Raw genomic sequence first — 21,388 nt, forward strand, 5'->3', positions numbered from 1 at the left:
CGGAGCAGCTCTCCCCCTCAGCCGCCGGCCCATTCGTGGGCGGCCTTGTTGCGCAGGCCCACGAGTTCGAGGGCACGCCGCTCCAGGACCTGGTCCTGCTCGCTCACGGCGGTCCACTGCTTGACGGGCAGGGCCTTGCCGTCCGCTCCGGCGGACACCATCACCGTCAGCCCGTGGGCGATCAGCATCGGTTCACGTTCACGCCGGTCACCGGCGCGGGCGCGGACGGACAGGTGCATGGACCGCGGGCCGGTGTGCACGAGCCGGGCCTCCAGTTCCACGAGGTCGCCCACGCGCACGGGCTGGTAGAAGCGCACACCGCCGGCGAAGACGGCGACCACGGGCACCCCCGACCACCGGGAGGCGCAGACGTTGGCCGCCTCATCGATCCACCGCATGACGGTGCCGCCCTGGACCTTCTCCCCGGGGTACACCTCACGGGTGTGGGCCAGGAACCTCATGATCACGGATTCGCTGGTCAGTTCACCGGCGGGCGGCGGCGCCTCGATCATGGCCTCCTCCACCTCACGGCGAACCGTGCCGCGCAGCTTGGCCAGGCGCTCCCGCTCCAGTTCCTCCGGGGTGTCCGGCTCCCAGGGGCGGACGGGGATGGAGTTGCCCTGCGCATCCACTGCCACATAGACCATGACGCACTCGGTGCACACCGTGGACTTGCCGTCGGCATCCTTGATCTCCGGCAGCACCACCCGGGTCTGCACATGCACCGAGGTTCGGCCCGTGTGCACCACGCGCGACTGCACCACCACACGGGTCTCCACCGGCACCGGGTTGCCGAAGTGCATGTTGCCCACATAGGAGGAGACCACGTTGGTGCCGGACCAGGAGGCGGCGGAGGCGTAAGCAGTCTTGTCGATCCAGGTCATGACAGTGCCGGCATCCACGGAGCCATCAGGGTGGTCATAGGCCTCGGCCCTGAACTGCAGGGCGACAGAACTGTGGGTGGGCATACCACCGAAACTAGCACCCGTGACGGACACCACGTTCACTGGATTCTCGCCCAGCGGAAACTTCCGGCAAGTCCACAGCCAACGCCCAGCTCCCGGCCGCAGGTCACAATGGGGGGATGGAGATTTCCCCGACACCGGCTGCCCCCGGCCCGCTGACGCCACCGGCGGACCGCCGGCACGAGATCACGTTGCGCTTCCTCGCGGCCCCCACCGACCGTGGCAAGGCCGGGACGGTGGATGCCGGCCGGGTACTGGAGTGGGTGGACAAGGCCGCCTTCGCCGCCGCCACTGGCTGGAGCGAGAGCTATTGCGTCACCGCCTACGTGGGCAATGTCCACTTCGAATACCCCGTCGAGGTCGGCGAGATGGTGGAGATCACGGCCACGGTCCTCTACACGGGCCGGTCCTCCATGCACATCAACACCATGGTGCGCTCGGGAGACCCCAAGACGGGCCGCCTCGACGAACGCGCGCGCTGCCTCGTGATCTTCGTGGCCGTGGATGCGGAGGGTCAATCCACGCCCGTGCCGGAGTTCGTCCCCCGCACCCTGGAGCAACAGCTGGCCCGCGACTACGCCATGTCCCGCGTCCCGGTCCGGGACGAGATCTCGGCCGAGCTCCGCGGGCAGCAGTACACCGAGGCCGGCACCGCCGAGAGGGTGGTGCTGCGCTTCCTGGCCGAGCCCACGGACGTGAACTGGGGCGGCAAGGTGCACGGCGGGATCGTCATGGAATGGATCGACACCGCGGCCTACCTCTGCTCCTCGCGCTACTGCGGCCGGGACACCGTGGCGGTGTTCTCCGGTGGCATCCGCTTCCTGCGCCCCCTGCACATCGGGGATCTCGTGGAGGTGGAGGCCCGCCTGATCTACACGGGGAACAAGGGCATGCACATCGCCGTCGAGGTCCGTTCCGGCGATCCGAAGGGTGGAGAGCTGGCCCAGACCACGAACTGCATCACGGTCATGGTGGCCCGGGACAGCTCCGGGACGTCCGTGCCGGTCCCCGCCTGGGAGCCGGCCAGTGACGAGGACCGGAGGCTGTGGCAGCACGCCCGCACCCTGCTGGAGATCCGCGGGCGGGCCCCGGGGAACCGGCTGCCCAACCACCTGATGGAAGAACAGAAGAACGACGCCGGCCGCGCACCGGCCGCGGAGGGCCCGGGACCCAGCACCGAGACAGAAGTCGAAACAGCCGAGACCGCCGAGACCCAGGAAAGAGAGCAGCACTGATGGCCGACCGCTACTGGGATGTGAACCTGCCGGGCCCCGCCGAGGGCGAGGAGGCCGCGATGGTGATGGCCGCCGTCGAGCAGGTGGGTGGCCGCCAACTGGCCGACTGGGCCGTGCGACTGCTCAGTGGCCGGGCACGCCCAGGGGATGCCGGGGATCCGGACATCGCGTTGATCCGCGGCGAGGCCGGCACCCTGGACCCGGAACTGGCCCTGGACCCGCATCTGCCCCGGATGCTGGGCGCCCGCGTGCTGGTGCACCACTGGCACCCGCGGGCCTCCGATGCCGTGCTGGCCGGCCTCACGGACGAGAGCGCGGCGGTGCGCCGGACCTGCTGCCGGGTCGTCGCGGCCCATGGGACTGAGGGCCTGATGCCCGCGGCCCGGACCGTCGAGTCATTGTTGTCCGACCCGGATCCCCGGGTGCGCAGCGCCGCCGCGCAGGCCCTCGGTGAGGTTGGTGGGGAGTCGACCGCGTCCGCCCTGCAGGCCCTGCTCATGGACCCCGATTCGGTGCTGGCCTCTGCGGCCGAGGATGCCCTGGACCGTCTGGCCCAGCGTTTCGCCCGGCCGGACCTGCGCGCCGAACCCGAGTACTGAGCCGAAGACCGCGCTGACGGACGGACTATCTGCCGGGCCGTCCGCTACTCGACGCGGAACTGGACCTCATGCCAACCGCTCGCGCCGTCCGGCACGGTGTCGGCGCGCTCTGCGGTCTGCACCTCGCCGTCGCGGTTCACGGCGCGCACCCGGGCCTTGTGGTTGCCGGGCTCGCCCTCCCAGTCCAAGGACCACTGCCGCCAGGTGTCCACGGTGGCCTCGGCCGCCAGAGTGGCGTCCTGCCACGCCCCGTCATCCACCTGCACCTGGACCCGGTCGATGCCGATGGTCTGGGACCAGGCCGTGCCGCCCAGGACCATGCCGCCGGCGGGCACCGCCTCGAAACCCCGCGGGACATCGATCCTCGAGGCCAGCTTGATGGGCCCGCGTTCCGACCAGCCGCGGTCCGTCCAATAGGCAGTCTTGTCCGCGAAGCGGGTGACCTCCAGGTCCACCACCCACTTGGTCGCCGAGACATAGCCGTACAGTCCGGGCACCACCATCCGCACCGGGAAGCCATGCTCCAGCGGGAGCGGCTCCCCGTTCATGCCGACCGCGAGCAAAGCGTCCCTGCCGTCGGTCAGGACCTCCAGAGGGGTGGAGGCACTGAAGCCGTCGGCCGAGGTCGAGAGCACCATGTCCGCACCCTCCTGCGGCCGGGCCCGGGCCATCAGGTCCTGGAGCGGGTACCCCAGCCATTTGGCATTGCCGGCCAGTTCCCCGCCCACGGGGTTGGACACGCACGTCAAGGTCACCCAGCTCTCCTGGAGGTCCAGCTCCAGCAGTTCGGTGAAGCTCAAAGTGAATTCCTCCTCGACCATGCCGTGCACCCGCAGTTCCCAGGTGGAGGGATCGATCCGGGGGACCGCCAACGCCGTGTCGATGCGGTAGAAGTCGCCGTTCGGGGTGACGAACGGTGGCATCCCGGGGGCCGGTGCGCCCACTCCTGGGGGCAGAGGGGCGGCCCTGCGGCGCGCTCCGGGCAGGCGCAAGGCGTCACGGGTGGCCACCGCGGCTGTGCTGACGGCGGAGAGGGCTCGGCCACCGGCCATGGCCGCCACGGCCACCACCGCCGTCAGGCCGGCGCCGATCAGGAAGGTCCGCCGTGCCGCCTCCGGACGAACGGCAGGTGCCGCGCCACCCTCGGTGGGCCCGGGCCCGGGCCCGGGGCCCGAGCCGGCGCCGATCGATGCGGTGCGCCGGTGCGCCAGCCGCACGAGCCAGTTCAGCGCCGCGATGCCGGCCACGCCCCCGAGAACGGTGGGCAGCAGGTCAAGCAACCCGGTGGCCGGCCGACTCAGGACGGCCGCGCCCAGGAGCACGGCGATGGCGGCACAGAGCACCGAGGCCAGGGCCAGGCGGCGGCGGGCGATGAGGCCCAGGACGGCAGCCAGGGCCAGGGCCACCACGCCCATGGACACCATCAGCACGAGCTTGTCCGCGGTGCCGAAGACGTCGATCGCGAAGTCCTTCAGCCAGGCGGGAGTGATGTCAATGAAGGCCGCCCCCACAGCCACCAGGGGTGAGGACACCGGGGAGAACAGCGCAGACGCGATCTCGGCGATGCCGAGCAGGAGGGCGGCGGCGATGGCCCCGGAGGCGGCGAAGGGCCAGCCGCGGGCGGAGCCTGGTTCAGCGTGCCTCGTCATGGCCATCGTTCTTCTCTCGTCGGTTGCGCCTGGCGGCGATTGCCCTTGGCACCGGTTGCGCCTGCGGCGGGTATGGACAGTATTGGTGGTGGAGAGTGACGGATGCGGGAAGTGGCCGGCCCCGCACCACCTTCGGTACTGGACCGGCCACCTCCGCGCCGTCGATGGACCGGCCCAGCCGGTGGAGGATCAGTCCATGGCCGGCATCAGCACGGCATCGACCAGGTAGACGGTCGCGTTGGCGGTCTGCACGCCACCGCAGATGACATTGGCGTCATTGACGGTCAGCTCGTCACCGCTGCCGGCCACCTCGAGGTCCTCGCCCTGCACGGTGGTGTGGGTGCCGGCGATCTCATCCGGGGAGATCTGGCCGGGAACCACGTGGTAGGTGAGCACCGAGGAGAGCATGTCGGCATCCTCCACCACGGCGTTCAGGTCTGCCTCGGGGATGGCGGCAAAGGCGTCATCCACCGGGGCGAACACGGTGAACTCGTCACCGTTCAGGGTGTCCACCAGGTTGACATCCGGGTTCAGCTCGCCGGAGACCGCCGAGGTGAGAGTGGTCAGCATGGGGTTGTTCGAGGCGGCCACGGCCACGGGATCCATGGCCATGCCCTCCACCGAGCCGGCACCGTCAGGGACCTCCTCAGCGTAGGCGGCGCAGCCCGGGCCGACCAGGTTGGCGGCCGGGTCCATCATGGACTCCGAGGCGCTGGCAGATCCAGAGCCGGACTCCATGGACTCCTCCATGGAGGGCGAGGACATGGATGATTCGGACGAGGCCGCCGCCGAGGAGGAGGCCGGCTCGTCTGCGGCGCCGCCACAGGCGGTCAGTCCGAGTGCTGTCACAGCGAACAGTCCCAGCATGGTGTTGCGCATCGTGGTCTTCATGATGACCTACTCCTTGAAGTGCGTGGAACGTGGTGTCCCACTGGTGCCTCCCGCCGGTCTTCCGTGCGGGCTGTCATGGAGTATTCGGAGCCACCCGGCCGGCGGATGGGTCCGGGCGGGGAATCGGCAGACTATTTTTCAGCCACTAACCTTGAGACACCATGCAATGTCCCCATTTCGACGCCGGCGAGTGCCGTTCCTGCCCCCTCATGGGCGTGCCCTACGCGGAGCAACTGGACCGGAAACAGGCCGGCGTCCGCCGCCTCCTGGATCCGGTGGCCGGCACCCGGGCCCCGGATGGCTCGGATCTGTGGCTGGACCCCGTCCCCTCGCGTGAATCCGGCTTCCGCAACAAGGCCAAGATGGTCGTCACCGGCTCGGCCGAGAACCCCCGGCTGGGCATCCTCGATCCCCGCCAGCACCCCAAGCACCATGACGGCACCGGCGTGGACCTGCGCGACTGCGGCCTCTACGAGCCGGCCCTCGGGACGGCCTTCCCCGTGGTGGCGGAGGTCATCACCGCGGCCGCACTCACTCCGTACGACGTCGGCATGCGCACCGGTGAGCTCAAGCACGTCATCCTGACCCTCTCCCCCTCCGGCCGGCTCATGGTTCGTTTCGTGCTGCGCTCCACGGACCAGCTGCCGGCCCTCCGTGCTGCGGTCCCCGCCCTACTGGCGGCCCTGCCGAACACCGTGGTGGTCACCGCGAACCTGCTTCCGGAACACCGTGCCCTGCTCGAGGGGTCGGAGGAGATCCACCTGGCCGGGGCGCCGACGCTGACGATGCGGCTCAACGGCATCCCCCTGAACCTGCGCCCCCAGGGCTTCTTCCAGACCAACACCGCCCTGGCGGCCGCCCTCTACTCCCTGGCCTCCGAGTGGCTGGACACCACGGATGCCGCCAGCGTCTGGGACCTGTACTGCGGCGTGGGCGGCTTCGGCTTCCAGCTCGCCGAGGTCCGCCCTCACGACGCCGGCCGGACCGGCCCGCTCCCGGCCGGCACCGAGCGCACGGTGTGGGGCCTCGAGACCTCCGCGGACGCCGTCGCCGCCGCCCAGGTGACGGCCCGGGAACTCGGCGTGCAGGACCGCGTGCGCTTCGCCGTCGGGGATGCCACCGCGATCCCCACGGGGCGGACACCGGACCGCGCACCCGACCGCGCCACGGAGGTGCCGCCGACGGTGGGCACCGGTGCCGGTGAGATGCCCGCGGAGCTGCCGGACGCCGTCGTGGTCAATCCGCCGCGGCGCGGCATCGGCTCCGAACTGGCGGACTGGATCCAGGCCTCCGGGATTGAGCACGTGCTCTACTCGAGTTGTAACGCGGCCACGCTGGCACGAGACCTGGAGCACCTGCCCGGATACCGCCCGGTGCGAGCGCGGCTGCTGGACATGTTCCCGCAGACCGAGCACTACGAGGTCCTGATGCTCCTCGAACTGCGCTGACCGCCCGGCGCCCTGCGATCGCCGTGCCCGAGTGGCCTCGAGTTGATCCACTGCACGTCCCCCTCGTTAGGCTGGCCCCCAGACCTGTGGCCGGGTCCATGCAGGGGACTGACCCCGACATGCCGAGGCAACCGCCCGAGGAACAGGAAGGCTTCATGCATCCACTGACTCGTCCCGTCCAACTGACGGGCCCCGCCCGCCGCCACACCCTCCGCCATTTCCGGGCGGTCATCTTTGACATGGACGGGGTGGTCACGGACACCGCCGGCGTGCATGCCCAGGCGTGGAAGGAGCTCTTCGACGCCTCGATCGCGGCGGTCGGCACCCTGCCCCACAACCTGGCCACGGTGACCGCGGACCCGCGAGCGCTGCGCCCCTTCGACCACGTCACGGACTACCTGCAGTTCGTGGACGGCCGGCCCCGTGAGGACGGTGTCCGGGCCTTCTTCGCCTCCCGCGGTTTGAGGGTTCCGGAAGCCCCGGACGTTCTCACGGAACTGTCGGGTCCGGGTGCTCCCGCGGGCCCGGAGGCAGCCGCGGGTCCGGAGGCTAATGCGAGCCCGAAGCCTGCTGCGGGGACGGCGAGCATGCCGGCCGCGGAGGGGGCCGACGTCGGCGCCGACGGCGCACTGACCGTGCAGGCCCTGGCGGCCCGCAAGCAGGGGTTCTTCGAGGTGGTCCTGGCGCGCGAGGGCGTCGCGGTCTTCCCGGAGGCCCTCGCCCTGCTGACGCAGCTGCGTCACGACTCCGTACCCACCGCCCTCGTCACCTCCTCCCGCAACTCCGCGGCGGTGCTGGGAGCGGGCCACGTGGACAGGCTCTTCGACGTGGTGGTGGACGGCAACACCGCCCTGGAACGGGGCCTGCCCGGCAAACCCGATCCGGCGACGTTCCGGCTGGCCGCCCAGCAGCTGGGCGTGGAACCGGTGGATGCGATCGTCCTGGAGGACGCGGCCTCCGGAGTGCAGGCGGCGCACGACGGCGGCTTCGGCCTGGTGGTCGGCGTGGACCGGGCACGGGACCCGGACCGGCTCAAGAACGCCGGCGCGGACGTGGTGGTGGAGGACATCACCATGCTGCACCTGGAGCAGCGCACCACCCGACCCTTCGACCCGAACTGGGTGCTGGCTTATGACGAGTTCGACCCGGCGGAGGAGGGCACCCGGGAGGCCCTCTGCACCCTGGCCAATGGCTACTGGGGCACGCGCGGCTCCGTCCCCGGCACCACCGCCGGCCCCACCCACTACCCCGGGACGTACGTGGCTGGCGTTTTCAACCGGCTGACGTCCACGGTCCAGGGCAAGGCGGTAGAGACCGAGCACATGGTCAACGCCCCGGACTGGACCTTCGTGCTGGTCACCCTGGACAACGGCGAGGAGCTGGTGCCGGGCAACCCGAACATGGTCTCCTACCGCCAGGAGCTGGACCTGCGCCGCGGGTTGCTGAGCCGGACCATGCGCTTCCGGGACGATCGTGGCCGCACCACCCGGCTCAGCACGCGCCAGTTCCAGTCCTTCGCCGGCCACCACCTGGCTGCCATGGAACTGACCGTGGAGGCCGAGGACTGGACCGGGACGGCTACGGTGCGGTCCATGATCGATGGCCGAGTGTCCAACCAGAACGTGGCCGACGACCGAGAGCTCGCCTCCAACCACTGGGAGCCGGTCCAATCCCGGGAGATCGACGGGGAGACCGTCCTGCTGGAGACGGTGACCAGCCAGTCCCGGGTGCACGTGGCCACCGCAGCCCGGACCCGCTTCCAGTCCCCCGCCGATGCCCCCGAACCGGTCCGCACCCCGGTGGAGCTGGGTCCCATGGTGATCGGCCATGACATCGAGATCGAGCTCGCCGAGGGCGTGCCGGTGATGTTCGACAAGATCGCGGCGGTGGCCAACACCCACGATCACGCCATTTCCTCGGTCTGGCACAACGCGGCCAAGCGCATCGAGCGGACCGGCTCATTCCGCCAGCTGCTGACCTATCACGAGGAGATGTGGGGCATCAACTGGTCCCGCTTCGCCGTGAAGCTGGACCAGGCCCCGGAGCAGCACAGCCACCTGCTCCCTCCGGCCACCCGGCTCGACGCCACCGAGGCCCTGGTCCGGAAGGGGGCCAATCAGCGCCACCAACTGGCCCTGAACCTGCACACCTTCCACGTACTGCAGACCAGCTTCGGCTCCCGCCGGGACCTCGACGCCGGCCTGGGCGCCCGTGGCCTGCACGGCGAGGGGTACCGCGGGCACATCTTCTGGGATGAGATCTTCATCTACCCCATGCTGACGCTGCGCCGGCCGGAACTGACTCGCGGCCTGCTGATGTACCGCTACCGCCGGCTCGGCGAAGCCCGTGCCAACGCCCGCGCCGAGGGATACCAGGGCGCCATGTTCCCGTGGCAGTCCGGCTCCGACGGCCGCGAGGAGACCCCCACCGAGCTGTGGAACGAACGCTCCCAGCAGTGGATGCCGGACAACTCGCACCAACAGCGGCACGTCTCCCTGGCCGTGGCGTACTCCGTGCTGCGTTATGTGGAGGCCACGCAGGACCAGACCTTCGTCTCGGACTACGGCGCCGAGATGCTCGTGGAGATCTGCCGGTTCTTCGTGTCCATGGCCCACTACAACCCCGAGCGCGGCCGGTACGAGTTGCACGGCGTGATGGGCCCGGACGAGTACCACGACGGCTATCCGGACGCCCCGGGATCCGGCGTGCGGAACAACGCCTACACCAACGTGCTGCTGTCCTGGGTGCTCTCTGAGACTGTGCGGCTGGTGCGCTGGCTCGACGGACTGGACGACCCACTGACCGAATGGCTGGACGTCTTCGAGGACGAGCTGGACCGCTGGGCGGACATCAGCCTGAAGCTGCGGGTGCCGTTCCAGGCCGGCGGCGTCATGAGCCAGTTCGACGGCTACGAGGACCTGCTGGAGTTCGACTGGGACGCCTACCGGACGAAGTACGGCAACATCGGGCGGCTCGACCTCATCTTGCAGGCCGAGGACGACACCACGAATCGCTACAAGCTCTCCAAGCAGGCGGACGTGCTGATGCTCACCTATCTGTTCTCCTCCGAGGAGCTCCAGGGCATCCTCGACCGGATGGGGTACCACTTCACCTCGGAGGACTTCGGGGCCACCGTGGACTACTACCTGGCCCGCACCTCACACGGATCCACCCTGTCCCGCCTGGTCCACGGCTGGGTCGCGGCCCGCACGGACCGCTCCAGCTCCTGGGAGCTCTTCCAGGAGGCCCTCGAGGCGGACCTGTCCGACACCCAGGGCGGCACCACCCGCGAGGGCATCCACCTGGGGGCCATGGCCGGCACCGTGGACATGATCATCCGCTGTTACGCCGGCGTGGAGACCCGTGCGGACACCCTGTGGCTGCACCCCCTGCTGCCCGTGGAGCTGCCAGGCCTCCAGTTCACCATCCGGTTCCGCCGCCAGCCGTTGAGCGTGCGCATCACCCAGTACTGCATCACCCTGGAGTTGCTGGACGGCTCCGCCCACCCCATCCACCTCAACGTGGAGGGCCGGGACAAGACCATGCATCCGGGCGAGAAGTGGACCGTGCCGCTGCTGAACCGCCACCCGTCCCTGACCGCCTCAGTGGACCCCATGGCCTGCGTCTCCCCGGACGCCAACCGGCTCGGCATCCTCTGACCCACCTGCGTTTTGTGTCGAGTTGGGGTGGGTATCTCGGCGAAATACCCACCCCAACTCGACGGAAAACGACGGGGTGGGGGTCATCCCCTGGTTGTACACCGCGGGCCCCAGGTTCACCCTCCGGTGTCTTCTGCGGCACCGGCGCCGGCGGGCATTCTGGAGAACATGAGCACGCCGACCCTCACTCCCACCGCCGCCAACGCCTCGTCCGCCGCCCCCTCCACCGCCACCAACGCTGACGCCACCTTCGCTGCCTCCAACACCACCGCAACCCCCGCCGACGAACTCCGAGTCATCACGATCCCGGCCTCGGTAGGACTGGCCGACTCCGAGCCCGTCCACCACGTCATCTCGGCCTCCAGCTACGCCGCGGACATCACCGACCCGGCCGCCGAGACGCGCCCCGCCCGCACCGAGTCCGCCGGTCGCGGCCCGGCCCTGCTGGGCATGCTGCTCGCCATGATCGCCGTGGGCGCGTTCCTCACCCAGTTCACGGAGGCCGGCCAGGAGATCGTCCTCGCCGCGATGCTGGTCTCGGGGCTCGCCACGGCCGGTATCACGCAGGTGCTCGCACTCCGTGCCAGAATCCACCCATGAGCACTGATTCACCCGGCGCCCCGCTCAGCGGATCTCCGTCCACGCCCCAGGCCGCCCCGCACACCACCCCGCAGTTCGCCCCTCCCACAGTGCCCGTGGTCGCCGCGCCGATGGCCGGCGGACCCTCCACCTGGCAGCTCGCCGCAGCGGTCTCGACCGCCGGCGGCCTGGGCTTCCTGGCCGGCGGCATGCGTCCGGTGGACCAGCTCGTCGCGGACGTTGAGGCGGCCCACCAGGCCACGGACCGGACCATCGGCGTGAACCTCTTCGTCCCCGAACCGGCCAACACCGCCATCCCCGCCTCCCGCAAGACACCCGGTTCCGAGGCACGACGCCGGCGCGCGGCCGAGGTGGCCTCGTACCGTTCCGGGCTGCTCGCCGAGGCGGCAGCCCTCGGTGTGGACCTGCCCGGGAGCGACGACCAGTCACAGTCACAGCCCACCCCCCTGGAACCGGACGCGATGGACGGCTGGGACGCCAAGCTCGACGCCGCGGAGGCCAGCGCCTGGCCCCTGGTCACCTTCACCTTCGGGCTGCCCGCCGCCGAGGTCTTCGACCGCCTGCACGCCGCCGGCTGCGTCCTCGGGGTCACCGTGACCACCGTCGAGGAGGCCACCGCCGCCCTGGCCCACGGCGCCGACGTGCTCAGCGTCCAGGGGCCTGAATCCGGCGGTCACCGCTCCGTCCACGATCCCCAGGCCGCCCCCGCCACCACCGCCCTGGCCGAGCTGCTCGCCGAGGTGCGGGCCGGCGTCGGGCCCGAGGTCCCCCTGTTCGCAGCAGGCGGGATCATGGACGCCGGCGGGGTGCGTGCCGTGCTGGCCGCCGGGGCCACCGCCGCCCAGTGCGGCACCGCGTTCCTGCGGGCCGAGGAGGCCGGCACCTCTGCCCTGCAGCGCGCGGCCCTGGGGCAGGCCGCCGCCGGCACCGACTTCGCTCACGACGACGGCTCCGCCCGCACCGCGCTGACCCGCGCCTTCTCCGGGCGCTGGGCGCGGGGACTGGAGAACCGGTTCATGCGCGACCACGCCGACGCCCCCGCCGCCTACCCCGAGGTGAACGTCCTGACCCAGCCCCTGCGGGCGGCTGCCACCGCGGCCGGTGACGCGGACGCCGTGAGCCTGTGGGCCGGCGTCGGGGCCGCCCGGACGCGCGTGGCCCCGGCCGCGGAGATCCTGGGAGACCTCGCCTAAGTGAATCCCTTGCGCCGGATCGACACCTTCTTCCGCCACCATCCCGTCCTCACGGACGTGCTGGTGGCTTGCTGGTTGATGCTGTCCTTCTCCGCGGCGTCGGTCGCGGCTGCCTCACCGGTCGGCAGTACGGACGGGGCGACCGTGCCGTGGCTGCTGCTGGCGTTCACCATCTCCGTCGGCCAACTCGCCCCGTGGGCCATCCGCCGGTGGAGACCCGTGCTGGCGGCCGGCATCACGGTGTTCTTCTGCCTCGTGCAGCTGCTGATCGGCCCGGACCTGCTGCCCTCCATCGCGATCGTGCCGATGATGGTGCACAACCTCGCCGCGAACGGGCCCCGGTGGGCCTCGTTCGCCGGCCTGGGCACCGCCCTCGCCGGGGCCGTGCTCAACGGGCTCAAGATCGCCTACGCCCCACCCTCCTTCCTGGATCCGGGTGCGGATCTGATCTCCAACAACTCGTCGATGTATGGCGATCCCACCCAGCAGGCCGTGATCGCGGTGTCCTTCGCCGTGGGAGCCGCGGCGATCGTGCTTGCCGCGTGGGCCTTCGGCGACCTCGCCCGCACCCGCCGCCTGGCCCTGGAGCAGTTGCGGGACCGGGCCCGGCAGCTCGAGGTGGAGGCGGCGCAGGAACGCGAGCTGGCGGCCGCAGACGAACGCAACCACATCGCGCGGGAGATGCATGACATCGTCGCCCACTCGCTGCAGGTCATCATCACCCAGGCCGACGGCGGACGGTACGCCGGCGCGCACGACCCACAGGTCGCCGTGGCCACCCTGGGCACCATCTCTGAGACGGGGCGCAAGGCCCTCGGGGAGATGCGCCGCCTGCTGGGCGTGCTGCGCGGACCGGAGGCCACCGAGTTCCACCCGCAGCCCGGGCTGGTGGACCTCGAGGACCTGATCAACACCATCCGCCTGACCGGCCTGGACGTGGACTACGCGGTGGAGGGCAACGCCCGACGAGCCCTGCCGACGGGCGGCGAACTGGCGGCTTACCGCGCCGTGCAGGAGTCCTTGACCAACACCGTCCGCCATGGTGGCCCGAACGCCCGGGCCACGGTACTGCTGAACTGGACCAATGCCGGCCTCGAGATCGAGGTCACGGACAACGGGCGCGGAGCCGCCGCCTCGGAGTCCACCAAGGGCTCCCAGCAGGGCCTCGTGGGCCTGCGCGAACGCATCGCTCTGTTCGGCGGCACCGTCCAGACTGGTCCCCGGCAGGGCGGAGGCTTCTCGGTCCGCGCCGCCGTGCCGTACCAGGAGATCTGAGGTGCCGCGCACACGTCCGTCCACATCCAGAGGACATCTCCCCACCGGGTCCCCCATGGGACATGTCCTCCGGAGGTGGACCATACGCACCGCTGGGATCCCCGGACAGGAGATGATGGACACGTGACCGAGACCCAGCAACCCGCAGCCATTCGCGTGGCCCTGGTGGACGACCAGCAGCTCGTCCGCTCCGGCCTCGCCATGCTCATCAACTCCCAGCCGGACCTCGAGGTCGTGGTCGAGGCATCCAATGGCCGGGACGCTGTGGCCTCCCCTGCCGTCCGTAGTGCCGACGTGGTGCTGATGGACATCCGCATGCCGCAGATGGACGGCATCTCGGCCACGCGAGCCCTGCTGCCCCGGATGCCCGACGCCGGCCCAGCCCCGGCCGCTGCCAGTCGCACCACCTCGGGCGGTCGCGCCTCCTCCGCCGGCCCGGGGAGCGGCCGCGCCGCCCACCCGAGTTCTCTCAGTGATGCCGTCGCCAGGGAACCGGTGGGCCCGCGCATCGTGGTGCTGACCACTTTTGACTTGGACGAATACGCGCTGGAGGCGATCGAGGCGGGGGCGTCCGGGTTCCTGCTGAAGGACGCGCCGCCGGAGGAGCTGCTTGCGGCGATTCGCACGGTGCACCGCGGTGATGCGGTGATCGCACCCTCCACCACGCGCCGGCTCCTGGACCACATGGCACCGACCCTGCGCCGTGACCAGGCCGCCGACGATCGGCGCCAGCGGGAGACGGCCGCCGTGGACTCGCTCACACCGCGGGAGCGCGAGGTGCTCGGGCTGATGGCGCGCGGTGACTCCAACCAGGAGATCGCCGCAGGGCTCTTCCTGTCTGAGGCCACTGTGAAGACCCACGTGGGCCGGGTACTCGCCAAGCTCGGTGCCCGGGACCGCGTCCAGGCCGTGGTGACGGCTTATCGGGCGGGCCTGGTCACGCCGTAGCCGGGATCATCCAGCGGCGGGCAGGAACAACAGGCAGGCGAAGCCCCAGATCACCAGGCAGGCCAGGAAGAACGGCATGGTGACCCGCAACAGGGCGCCCCGGCTGAGCGTCCGCCCAGGGGTGTCCTCGCGCACGTGGGGCTGGGCCAGCCGGTAGGCCAGCTCGATCCGGGCGGGGCTCGTCAGGCAGCCGAGGCCGGCAGCGGCGTTCTGCCCGCCCATGACCCAGAGCGGCTCCACCCCGAGGGCGTGCGCGGCGGCTGTCTGGGTGCCACCGAACATCGAGTTCGCCCCCGTGTTGGAGGCGGTGATGTAGCCGCCGAGCCCGCCGATCCACGGCACCAGGAACAGGAATCCGCCCCCGAGGGAGGTCAGCGCGGCGGCCAGGCTGTCCGCCAGCCCACCACCGGAGACGGCGTAGCCCAGCAGCAGGTAGAGCCCGGTCGGGATGGCCGTGCCCAGCCACATCCGCCCGGTCTCGCGCGGCAGCAGCCAGCGGTGGTGCCGCTCCATGGACAGGATCCACACGCCCGCGACGGCACCGCTGATGGACCACAGGGCCGGGGAGCCCAGCACGGCCCCGACGCCATTGGGCAGGAGGGTCCGCTCGATGACCTGGCCGGCGATCGTCCCGAGGAGCAGGATCAGGTACGGGGCCAGATACCGCCAGGGGGCGGGCTGGAGTTTGCCCCGGCTGATGATCACGGCCCACAGTCCTGCCATGGCGAGGGAGCCGACCGCGCCGGCCACCGCCGTCCCGAGCAGCAGGTTGGCCACCACGATGACCGAGCCCTGGACGAGCCCGGCGGTGAATCCGGTGGCGGCCCACACCGCGTAGTCCTTCCACGTCAGCTCGCCCGGGTGGGCGCCCACCTCATGGGAGCCCCGGCCCGCCACGATGGCGGCCAGGGTCCCGCCGACCACGAAGGCCACGATGTTGAAGGCTCCGGAGGCCAGGCCCAGGTCCAGCAGGGGGACACCGGCGATCTCGGCGCCGAGCAGGGTGCCCGGCGCCATGGAGCCCCACGGGGCCACGGTCAGGCCGAGCAGGGAGAGCAGCGCGGCCCGCAGGGGCGTGAATCCCAGGGCCAGCAGCAGCGGCAGCCCGATGATCACGGACACCCCGAAGCCCGTCACGGATTCCAGGAACGGCACCACGCCCGTCACCATCAGCAGTGCCGTGGAGATGGTGGGTCCGCCGCCGGCGGAGAGCCAGATCGCGATCCGTTGCTGGCCGCCGGTGCGGTCCATGACCCGGGACAGCAGGATGCCGCCGCCGATGATGGCCAGCACCTCCACGAGGGTGCCGGCGCCTCCTCCGAAAGCCTCGCCCAAGTCCGCCCACGGGGTGGCGAACCAAGCAACGGCGATCACCAGCGCGGCCGCCACTCCAGCACCGGGCGCCACCCAAGAGGGAAGTTTCGTCGGGAGTAGTCCAAGGGTCAGCACGATCGGCAGAGCCGCCATGACCACATCCACTGACGGCCTCCACTTTCTGCTGGACATCCCTGTTCGCGGGCTCCGGATTCGGCCCCCGCACCGTCGAATGTTACCCCTGACCTCGGCACTCGGGTCTACGGTGGAGGGAGACCCGAGACACATCGTCATGCACTCATCCAGATCAGGAGGGCTCATGGAAGCCACCGTCCACCGTGAACACGTTGATCTGCTCGTCATCGGCTGGGGCAAGGGCGGCAAGACCCTCGCCGGCACGGTCGGCCGGTCCGGCCGGCGCGTCGCGCTCGTCGAACAGGACGCCCTGATGGTGGGCGGCACCTGCATCAATGTCGCCTGCGTGCCCACCAAGGCCCTGGTGCACGACGCCGGCGCACGCCGGCCGGAGGACGACCCGGCCTCCTGGTTCATCCAGGCGGTGAAACGGCGGGACACCCTGACGGCGGCGATGCGGAAGAAGAACCACTCGATGCTGGACACCGTGGACTCGGTGCTGCTGGTGTCCGGACATGCCGCCTTCACCGGCCCCCGGGAGGTCACGGTGGACCAGGGTGAGGACACCCTGGTGCTGACGGCGGACACCGTGGTCATCAACACCGGCTCCGTGCCCACCATCCCGCCCATCCCGGGCCTGGAGGGCCTCGGTGAGGGCTTTCAACTCGGCGGAACCATCCACGATTCGACCACCCTGCAGCACGCCGACCCGCTCCCCCGGCGGCTCGTCGTGGTCGGCGGTGGCTATGTGGGCCTGGAGTTCGCCTCCATGTTCGCCCACTTCGGCTCCGAGGTCACCGTCCTGGACCGGGGATCCCGACCCCTGAAACACGAGGACGAGGACGTGGCACGCACCGCCGTCGCGATCATGGAGGAGGACGGCGTGAGGTTCAGATCCGGCGCCTCCGTCACCGCGATCGACCCCGGAGCAGCCGGAACGTCCAGCACAGCCGAAGCCACCGTCACCTACGAGGTGGACGGCGCGGAGCAGTCGATCGGGGCGGACGCGGTGCTCCTCGCCCTCGGGCGCACCCCGGCGACCGCGGGGCTGGGGCTGGACGCGGCCGGCGTCGTGACGGATGAGAGGGGGTTCGTGCAGGTCGACGAGTACCTGCACACCTCGGTCGAGGGGGTGTTCGCGATCGGCGACGTCAAGGGCGGGCAGATGTTCACGTACACCTCGCTGGACGACCATCGAATTGTGGCGGACCAGCTCTCCGGCGGCGGTCAACGCTCGTTGGAGGACCGGGTGGCCGTGCCCTACACGATGTTCCTCACCCCGCCCCTGGCGCGCGTGGGGATGAGCCTGGCCGAGGCGAAGAGCTGGGCGGAGGAGAACGGACGGCACCTGAGCGTGGCGTCGAAGAAGGTCGCGGACATTGCCGCGATGCCCCGCCCGAAGATCGAGGGCGATCCCCGTGGACTGATCACCGTGGTGGTGGACACCGCCTCTAATCTCATCCTCGGGGCGTCCCTGCAGCACGTGCACGCGGAGGAGGTCATCAACCTGGTGGCCCTGGCCATCCGGCACGGGATCACCGCCGCAGAACTGCGGGACTCGATCTACATCCACCCCTCCGCCACGGAGGCCCTCAACGAGGTACTCGGCGGACTCGTCCCGGCGGAGTAGCCAGAGGTTGGCCAGAGGGATAGCCCTCGAGGCCGCCACCGCTCTCCGGGAGGACCCCGAGTCATCCCTGAGGATGACCCTGATTGGCCACGGAACGGGCCCGTCGGTGGATTCACTGCGGCGGTGAAACCGGTTGAGTGGGTGGCATGGATACCAGTACGGACGTCATCGCCTCCACCACCCCTACTTCCTCCGGCACGCCCTCGACCGCCATCTCGGCCCGCGGCCTCGTCAAGACCTACGGCAAGGGTGAGGCTGTGGTCCACGCCCTCGCCGGCGTGGACGTGGACTTCGCCGAAGGCCGCTTCACCGCCATCATGGGCCCCTCCGGCTCCGGCAAGTCCACCCTCATGCACTGCCTCGCCGGCCTGGACACCGCGGACTCCGGCTCCATTGTGCTCGGAGGCCAGGAGATCACCGGCCTGAACGACACCGAGCTGACCCGGTTGCGCCGTGACCGGATCGGTTTCGTCTTCCAGGCTTTCAACCTGGTCCCCACCCTGACGGCCGAGCAGAACATCGTGCTGCCCCTGGACCTCGCCGGCAAGCCGGTGGACCAGGCTTGGATGGCCGACGTCGTGGGGATCCTCGGCCTGACGGACCGCCTCAAGCACAAGCCCCACCAGCTCTCCGGCGGCCAGCAGCAGCGCGTGGCCGTGGCCCGGGCCCTGCTGACCCGCCCGGACGTGGTGTTCGGCGACGAGCCGACCGGCAACCTCGACTCCGCCACCGGCGCCGAGGTGCTCTCCCTGCTGCGCCGCTCCTCCCGCGAGATGGGCCAGACCATCATCATGGTCACCCACGATCCGGCCGCCGCCGCCTACGCCGACCGCGTGGTCCTGCTGGCGGACGGCCAGCTCGCCGGCGAGATCACGGACCCCACCCCGGACAACGTGCTGGCCTCACTCGCGAAGCTGGGGGTGGCCTGAGCCATGCTGAAGCTCGCCCTGTCCCAACTGAGGGACCAGCCGCGCCGCTACATCTCGGTGCTGCTGGCCATTACCATCGGCGTGACGTTCCTGGCCTCCGCCCTGCTCGTGGGCTCCTCCTCCACGGCCAGCCTGCGCAACTCCATCGGTGCCACCTACTCCAAGGCCGACCTGGTGGTCGGCCCGTCCTCCGGTTCCGGTGACACCTTCGGCGCCATGACCTCGATGGCCGAGGTGGCCGGCACCTCCTCCGAGCCCGGCCCCCTGCAGGACGTGGAGGACGTGAAGGACGCCTACGCCCATGTGGTCACCACGGTGGGCGTCCAGCGCCCCGCCGACGCCCAGGGCGAGGGCACCTGGAGCCCCGACTCCGACTTCGCCCTGGCCTCCACCGTCCCCGAGGACACCTCCCTGGTGGCCGAGCCGCTCACGGCCGGCGAGTACCCGGCCGCCGGCTCCACCACCGAGATCGCCCTGGATGAGCGCACCGCCGAGAACTTCGGGCTCGACGTCGGCTCCTCCACCTTCCTGATGTCCGGCATGTCCGCTGACGCGGCCGGCCGCAAGGTCACTGTGTCCGGGCTGACCGAGGTCTCGCAGGACCCCAATGCGATCGGCGCGATCCAGCTGAAGGTGGACGACGCGCTGGCCGAGGCCCTGAAGCTCGACGCCGCCCAGGCGATGACCACCAGTGCCGGTGCCGCTGCCGGCGAGGAGGCGGTCGACCTGGATGAGGTCCTCGGTCAGGACTACGCCGAGTACGTCCTGATCAGCCTCGAGGAGGGGGCCGACCTGGCCGCAGTCCAGACTGCCCTGCAGGAGTTCGCCGAGACCGAGGGGATGGAGGTCACGGTCGCCACCCCGGATGTGCAGGCCCAGGAGCAGGTCGCTCAGATGACCGGTTCCAACGTCTTCGTGTGGGTGCTCGGTGCCTTCGCCGTGATCGCCCTGCTCGTCACCGCGCTGGTCATCTCCAACACCTTCTCCGTGCTGGTGGCCCAGCGGTCCCGCGACCTGGCCCTGCAGCGGGCCCTGGGCGCCTCCCGCCGGCAGGTGCGCGGATCCGTGCTGGTCGAGGCCGGCGTCATCGGCATCCTCGGTGCGATCATCGGTTCGGCCCTGGCCAGCGGCATCGTGGCGGCCCTCGTCCTCTGGGGATCCACGAACGAGGGCTTCGGCTTCTTGACCTTCGAGGCCAACCTCCGCGACCTGATCGCCTGTGTGGCCGTGGGCATGGTCATGACGATCATCGCCTCGATGTCCGCCGCCCTGGCGGCCACGCGCGTCTCCCCGCTGGAGGCCATGCGCCCCCGCGAGGACGCCGCCGTCGGCAACCGGGCCGGTGTGCTGCGCCTGGTCTTCGGCACTCTGTTCCTCGCGGCCGGCGTGGCCGGGCTGGTCTGGGGCGCAGCAGAGGCCGACCTCGCGATCGCCGTGGCTGGCGGCGCACTGTCCTTCGTGGGCGTGCTCATGCTCGCCGTGCTGTTCGTGCCCGCGGTCGTCTCCGTGGCCGGACTGGCGGCCCGCCCTGCCGGAGTGCCCGGCCGGATGGCCCGCCTCAACGCCACCCGCAATCCGGGCCGGACCGCCTCCACGGCCGCGGCCCTGCTGATCGGCACCACCCTGGTGGCCATGATGCTCACGGGCGGGCGCACCGCCCAGCAGCAGATGGACACCATCTTCGCCGCGGAGTTCCCCGTGGACCTGCAGGTGGAGCTCATGCCCGGCAACGGCACCGAATCCGCCCTGGACGCCGCCTCACAGTCCGGTGACGGTTCCGCTGCCGGGCCTGGCGAGGGGTCCGCCGCGGCCGGCGTCGCGGGCCTGAGTGCCGCCGAGGCCCAGACGGCCCGGGACGACGTGGCGCAGGTGGAGGGGATCGACTCCGCAGCCCTGCTGCTGCCGGCCGGTGTGACCGAGCCGGCAGCAGGCGACGCTTCGGCTTCGGGCGGCGGCTCCGACTCCGGCACGCCCGTCTACGCCGCCGATCCCGCGGAACTGCGGTCCGTCGTCTCCGGCCTGCCCCAAGGCGCGGGCGCCGACCGGCTCGGCGAACCCGGGACCATCCTGATGCCCAACACCGTCGAAACTGACACCGTGACCGTCACCGGCACCAGCGGTTCCCTCGAACTCGAGGTCATCCAGAGCGCCTCTTCCGCCGTGCGGCCCGTGATCACCCTCGAGGATGCGCGGTCGATCGGACTGGCGGACAACGCCGGCAGCAGTGCCGGGCAGGGAGCCGGGGACGGCGCAGGAGCGGGCAATGCTGCTGCTGCAGCCGTGGCCGTCACGGCACCGCAGCTCTGGCTCAACGCCTCGGACACCGTCTCCATGGACGGCCTGCAGGAGCTGAACACCGGCATCGCCCAGGCGGCCGGGGTGTCCCAGGACAAGATCTCCGGGGATCTCAGCATCCGTCTGATGTTCTCCGTGGTGATTGACGGCATGCTCATGGTGGTCACGGCCCTGCTCGCCGTGTCGGTGCTGATCGCCCTGATCGGCGTGGCCAACACCCTGTCCCTGTCCGCCATCGAGCGCTCACGGGAGAACTCGCTGATGCGGGCCCTGGGCCTGACCCGGCGCGGGCTCCGCGGCATGCTGGCCCTGGAGGCCGTGTTGATCTCGGGGGTGGCGGCACTGATCGGCTGCGCCCTGGGGACCGTCTACGGCGGCCTGGGCGCCCACACGGTCTTCGGGCCGATGGCGGCCGGAATCGGTCAGTCGATCGTCTGGCCGGTGGTCCCCTGGTGGGAGTTGGCCGTGATCGTGGGGGTGTCTGTGCTGGCCGGACTGCTCGCCTCGGTGGCACCCTCGCAACGGGCGGCCAAGTTGGCCCCGGTCCAGGGGCTCGCCCTGGCCTGATCCGGGCTGGTTCCACCTTCCACAAGGAACCGAGAGGCGGACGTGATGGCCGCCGG

At 70.7% G+C, this 21,388-nt stretch carries 15 protein-coding genes; 11 read left to right on the forward strand and 4 right to left on the reverse strand.

All coding sequences use genetic code 11. The features are described from left to right. Nucleotides 1-17: 17 nt before the first annotated feature. Complete coding sequence (locus C8E99_RS11225; protein WP_147301225.1) at nt 18-968, reverse strand: acyl-CoA thioesterase; 951 nt, start codon at nt 966-968, stop codon at nt 18-20. Between the two features lie 116 nt (nt 969-1,084). Here C8E99_RS11225 and C8E99_RS11230 point away from each other — a divergent pair, with 116 nt between their 5' ends. Both C8E99_RS11230 and C8E99_RS11235 read left to right on the forward strand, forming a co-directional pair. Beyond that, nucleotides 1,085-2,200 carry an acyl-CoA thioesterase gene (locus tag C8E99_RS11230; RefSeq protein WP_115932360.1) on the forward strand — a complete coding sequence of 372 codons (1,116 nt, stop codon included), beginning with the start codon at nt 1,085-1,087 and terminating at the stop codon, nt 2,198-2,200. Then, nucleotides 2,200-2,799: a HEAT repeat domain-containing protein gene (locus C8E99_RS11235; protein ID WP_115932361.1), complete on the forward strand. Its 600-nt coding sequence runs from the start codon at nt 2,200-2,202 to the stop codon at nt 2,797-2,799. The genes C8E99_RS11230 and C8E99_RS11235 overlap by 1 nt, the downstream gene beginning before the upstream one ends. Nucleotides 2,800-2,843: 44 nt before the next feature. Here C8E99_RS11235 and C8E99_RS11240 read toward each other — a convergent pair whose 3' ends face one another. Both C8E99_RS11240 and C8E99_RS11245 read right to left on the reverse strand, forming a co-directional pair. Continuing rightward, nucleotides 2,844-4,448, reverse strand: a complete 1,605-nt coding sequence (locus C8E99_RS11240) for a molybdopterin-dependent oxidoreductase (RefSeq protein ID WP_115933429.1) — start codon at nt 4,446-4,448, stop codon at nt 2,844-2,846. 189 nt (nt 4,449-4,637) lie between these two features. Then, the gene (locus tag C8E99_RS11245; protein ID WP_115932362.1) at nt 4,638-5,339 is read right to left on the reverse strand and encodes a fasciclin domain-containing protein; all 702 of its coding nucleotides are present in this window, start codon (nt 5,337-5,339) and stop codon (nt 4,638-4,640) included. A gap of 161 nt (nt 5,340-5,500) precedes the next feature. Here C8E99_RS11245 and C8E99_RS11250 point away from each other — a divergent pair, with 161 nt between their 5' ends. From C8E99_RS11250 to C8E99_RS11275, 6 genes are all read left to right on the forward strand, one after another. Then, on the forward strand, nt 5,501-6,787 hold the full coding sequence (locus C8E99_RS11250; RefSeq protein ID WP_115932363.1) for a methyltransferase domain-containing protein: 1,287 nt from the start codon (nt 5,501-5,503) through the stop codon (nt 6,785-6,787). 155 nt (nt 6,788-6,942) lie between these two features. Next, nucleotides 6,943-10,446: an HAD-IA family hydrolase gene (locus C8E99_RS11255; RefSeq protein WP_115932364.1), complete on the forward strand. Its 3,504-nt coding sequence runs from the start codon at nt 6,943-6,945 to the stop codon at nt 10,444-10,446. 168 nt (nt 10,447-10,614) lie between these two features. Beyond that, a complete protein-coding gene (locus tag C8E99_RS15900) occupies nt 10,615-11,046 on the forward strand; it encodes a hypothetical protein (RefSeq protein WP_170144587.1) in 432 nt (143 codons plus the stop codon). Further along, the gene (locus C8E99_RS11265) at nt 11,043-12,239 is read left to right on the forward strand and encodes a nitronate monooxygenase (protein ID WP_115932365.1); all 1,197 of its coding nucleotides are present in this window, start codon (nt 11,043-11,045) and stop codon (nt 12,237-12,239) included. Before C8E99_RS15900 ends, C8E99_RS11265 begins: the two co-directional genes overlap by 4 nt. Beyond that, a complete protein-coding gene (locus tag C8E99_RS11270) occupies nt 12,240-13,514 on the forward strand; it encodes a sensor histidine kinase (protein ID WP_245952277.1) in 1,275 nt (424 codons plus the stop codon). It begins immediately after the preceding gene. Between the two features lie 201 nt (nt 13,515-13,715). Further along, nucleotides 13,716-14,462 (forward strand): LuxR C-terminal-related transcriptional regulator, encoded by a 747-nt coding sequence (locus C8E99_RS11275; protein ID WP_425452928.1) that lies wholly within the window; start codon nt 13,716-13,718, stop codon nt 14,460-14,462. Between the two features lie 6 nt (nt 14,463-14,468). On the opposite strand, the gene C8E99_RS11280 is transcribed toward C8E99_RS11275, so the two are convergent. After that, nucleotides 14,469-15,929: an L-lactate permease gene (locus tag C8E99_RS11280; RefSeq protein ID WP_245952280.1), complete on the reverse strand. Its 1,461-nt coding sequence runs from the start codon at nt 15,927-15,929 to the stop codon at nt 14,469-14,471. 166 nt (nt 15,930-16,095) lie between these two features. On the opposite strand from C8E99_RS11280, the gene C8E99_RS11285 reads away from it, so the two are divergent. The 3 genes from C8E99_RS11285 to C8E99_RS16250 all read left to right on the forward strand — a co-directional run bounded on the left by C8E99_RS11285 (nt 16,096) and on the right by C8E99_RS16250 (nt 21,332). Further along, the gene (locus C8E99_RS11285; protein ID WP_170144588.1) at nt 16,096-17,541 is read left to right on the forward strand and encodes an FAD-dependent oxidoreductase; all 1,446 of its coding nucleotides are present in this window, start codon (nt 16,096-16,098) and stop codon (nt 17,539-17,541) included. A gap of 146 nt (nt 17,542-17,687) precedes the next feature. Further along, nucleotides 17,688-18,470, forward strand: coding sequence for an ABC transporter ATP-binding protein (locus tag C8E99_RS11290; RefSeq protein ID WP_115932368.1), 783 nt, complete (start codon nt 17,688-17,690; stop codon nt 18,468-18,470). 3 nt (nt 18,471-18,473) lie between these two features. Continuing rightward, nucleotides 18,474-21,332 (forward strand): ABC transporter permease, encoded by a 2,859-nt coding sequence (locus C8E99_RS16250; RefSeq protein ID WP_115932369.1) that lies wholly within the window; start codon nt 18,474-18,476, stop codon nt 21,330-21,332. The last annotated feature ends 56 nt before the right edge of the window (nt 21,333-21,388 follow it).

Origin of the sequence: Citricoccus muralis (genome assembly GCF_003386075.1) — a bacterium.
GTDB lineage: Bacteria > Actinomycetota > Actinomycetes > Actinomycetales > Micrococcaceae > Citricoccus > Citricoccus muralis.

Coding starts and splice junctions, on each gene's coding strand:
- C8E99_RS11235 (WP_115932361.1), top strand. CDS start 2,200: ATGGCCGACCGCTACTGGGATGTGAACCTGCCGGGCCCCGCCGAGGGC.
- C8E99_RS11265 (WP_115932365.1), top strand. CDS start 11,043: ATGAGCACTGATTCACCCGGCGCCCCGCTCAGCGGATCTCCGTCCACG.
- C8E99_RS11255 (WP_115932364.1), top strand. CDS start 6,943: ATGCATCCACTGACTCGTCCCGTCCAACTGACGGGCCCCGCCCGCCGC.
- C8E99_RS11240 (WP_115933429.1), bottom strand. CDS start 4,448: ATGACGAGGCACGCTGAACCAGGCTCCGCCCGCGGCTGGCCCTTCGCC.
- C8E99_RS11225 (WP_147301225.1), bottom strand. CDS start 968: ATGCCCACCCACAGTTCTGTCGCCCTGCAGTTCAGGGCCGAGGCCTAT.
- C8E99_RS11285 (WP_170144588.1), top strand. CDS start 16,096: ATGGAAGCCACCGTCCACCGTGAACACGTTGATCTGCTCGTCATCGGC.
- C8E99_RS15900 (WP_170144587.1), top strand. CDS start 10,615: ATGAGCACGCCGACCCTCACTCCCACCGCCGCCAACGCCTCGTCCGCC.
- C8E99_RS11275 (WP_425452928.1), top strand. CDS start 13,716: ATGCTCATCAACTCCCAGCCGGACCTCGAGGTCGTGGTCGAGGCATCC.
- C8E99_RS16250 (WP_115932369.1), top strand. CDS start 18,474: ATGCTGAAGCTCGCCCTGTCCCAACTGAGGGACCAGCCGCGCCGCTAC.
- C8E99_RS11230 (WP_115932360.1), top strand. CDS start 1,085: ATGGAGATTTCCCCGACACCGGCTGCCCCCGGCCCGCTGACGCCACCG.
- C8E99_RS11245 (WP_115932362.1), bottom strand. CDS start 5,339: ATGAAGACCACGATGCGCAACACCATGCTGGGACTGTTCGCTGTGACA.
- C8E99_RS11290 (WP_115932368.1), top strand. CDS start 17,688: ATGGATACCAGTACGGACGTCATCGCCTCCACCACCCCTACTTCCTCC.
- C8E99_RS11280 (WP_245952280.1), bottom strand. CDS start 15,929: ATGGCGGCTCTGCCGATCGTGCTGACCCTTGGACTACTCCCGACGAAA.
- C8E99_RS11250 (WP_115932363.1), top strand. CDS start 5,501: ATGCAATGTCCCCATTTCGACGCCGGCGAGTGCCGTTCCTGCCCCCTC.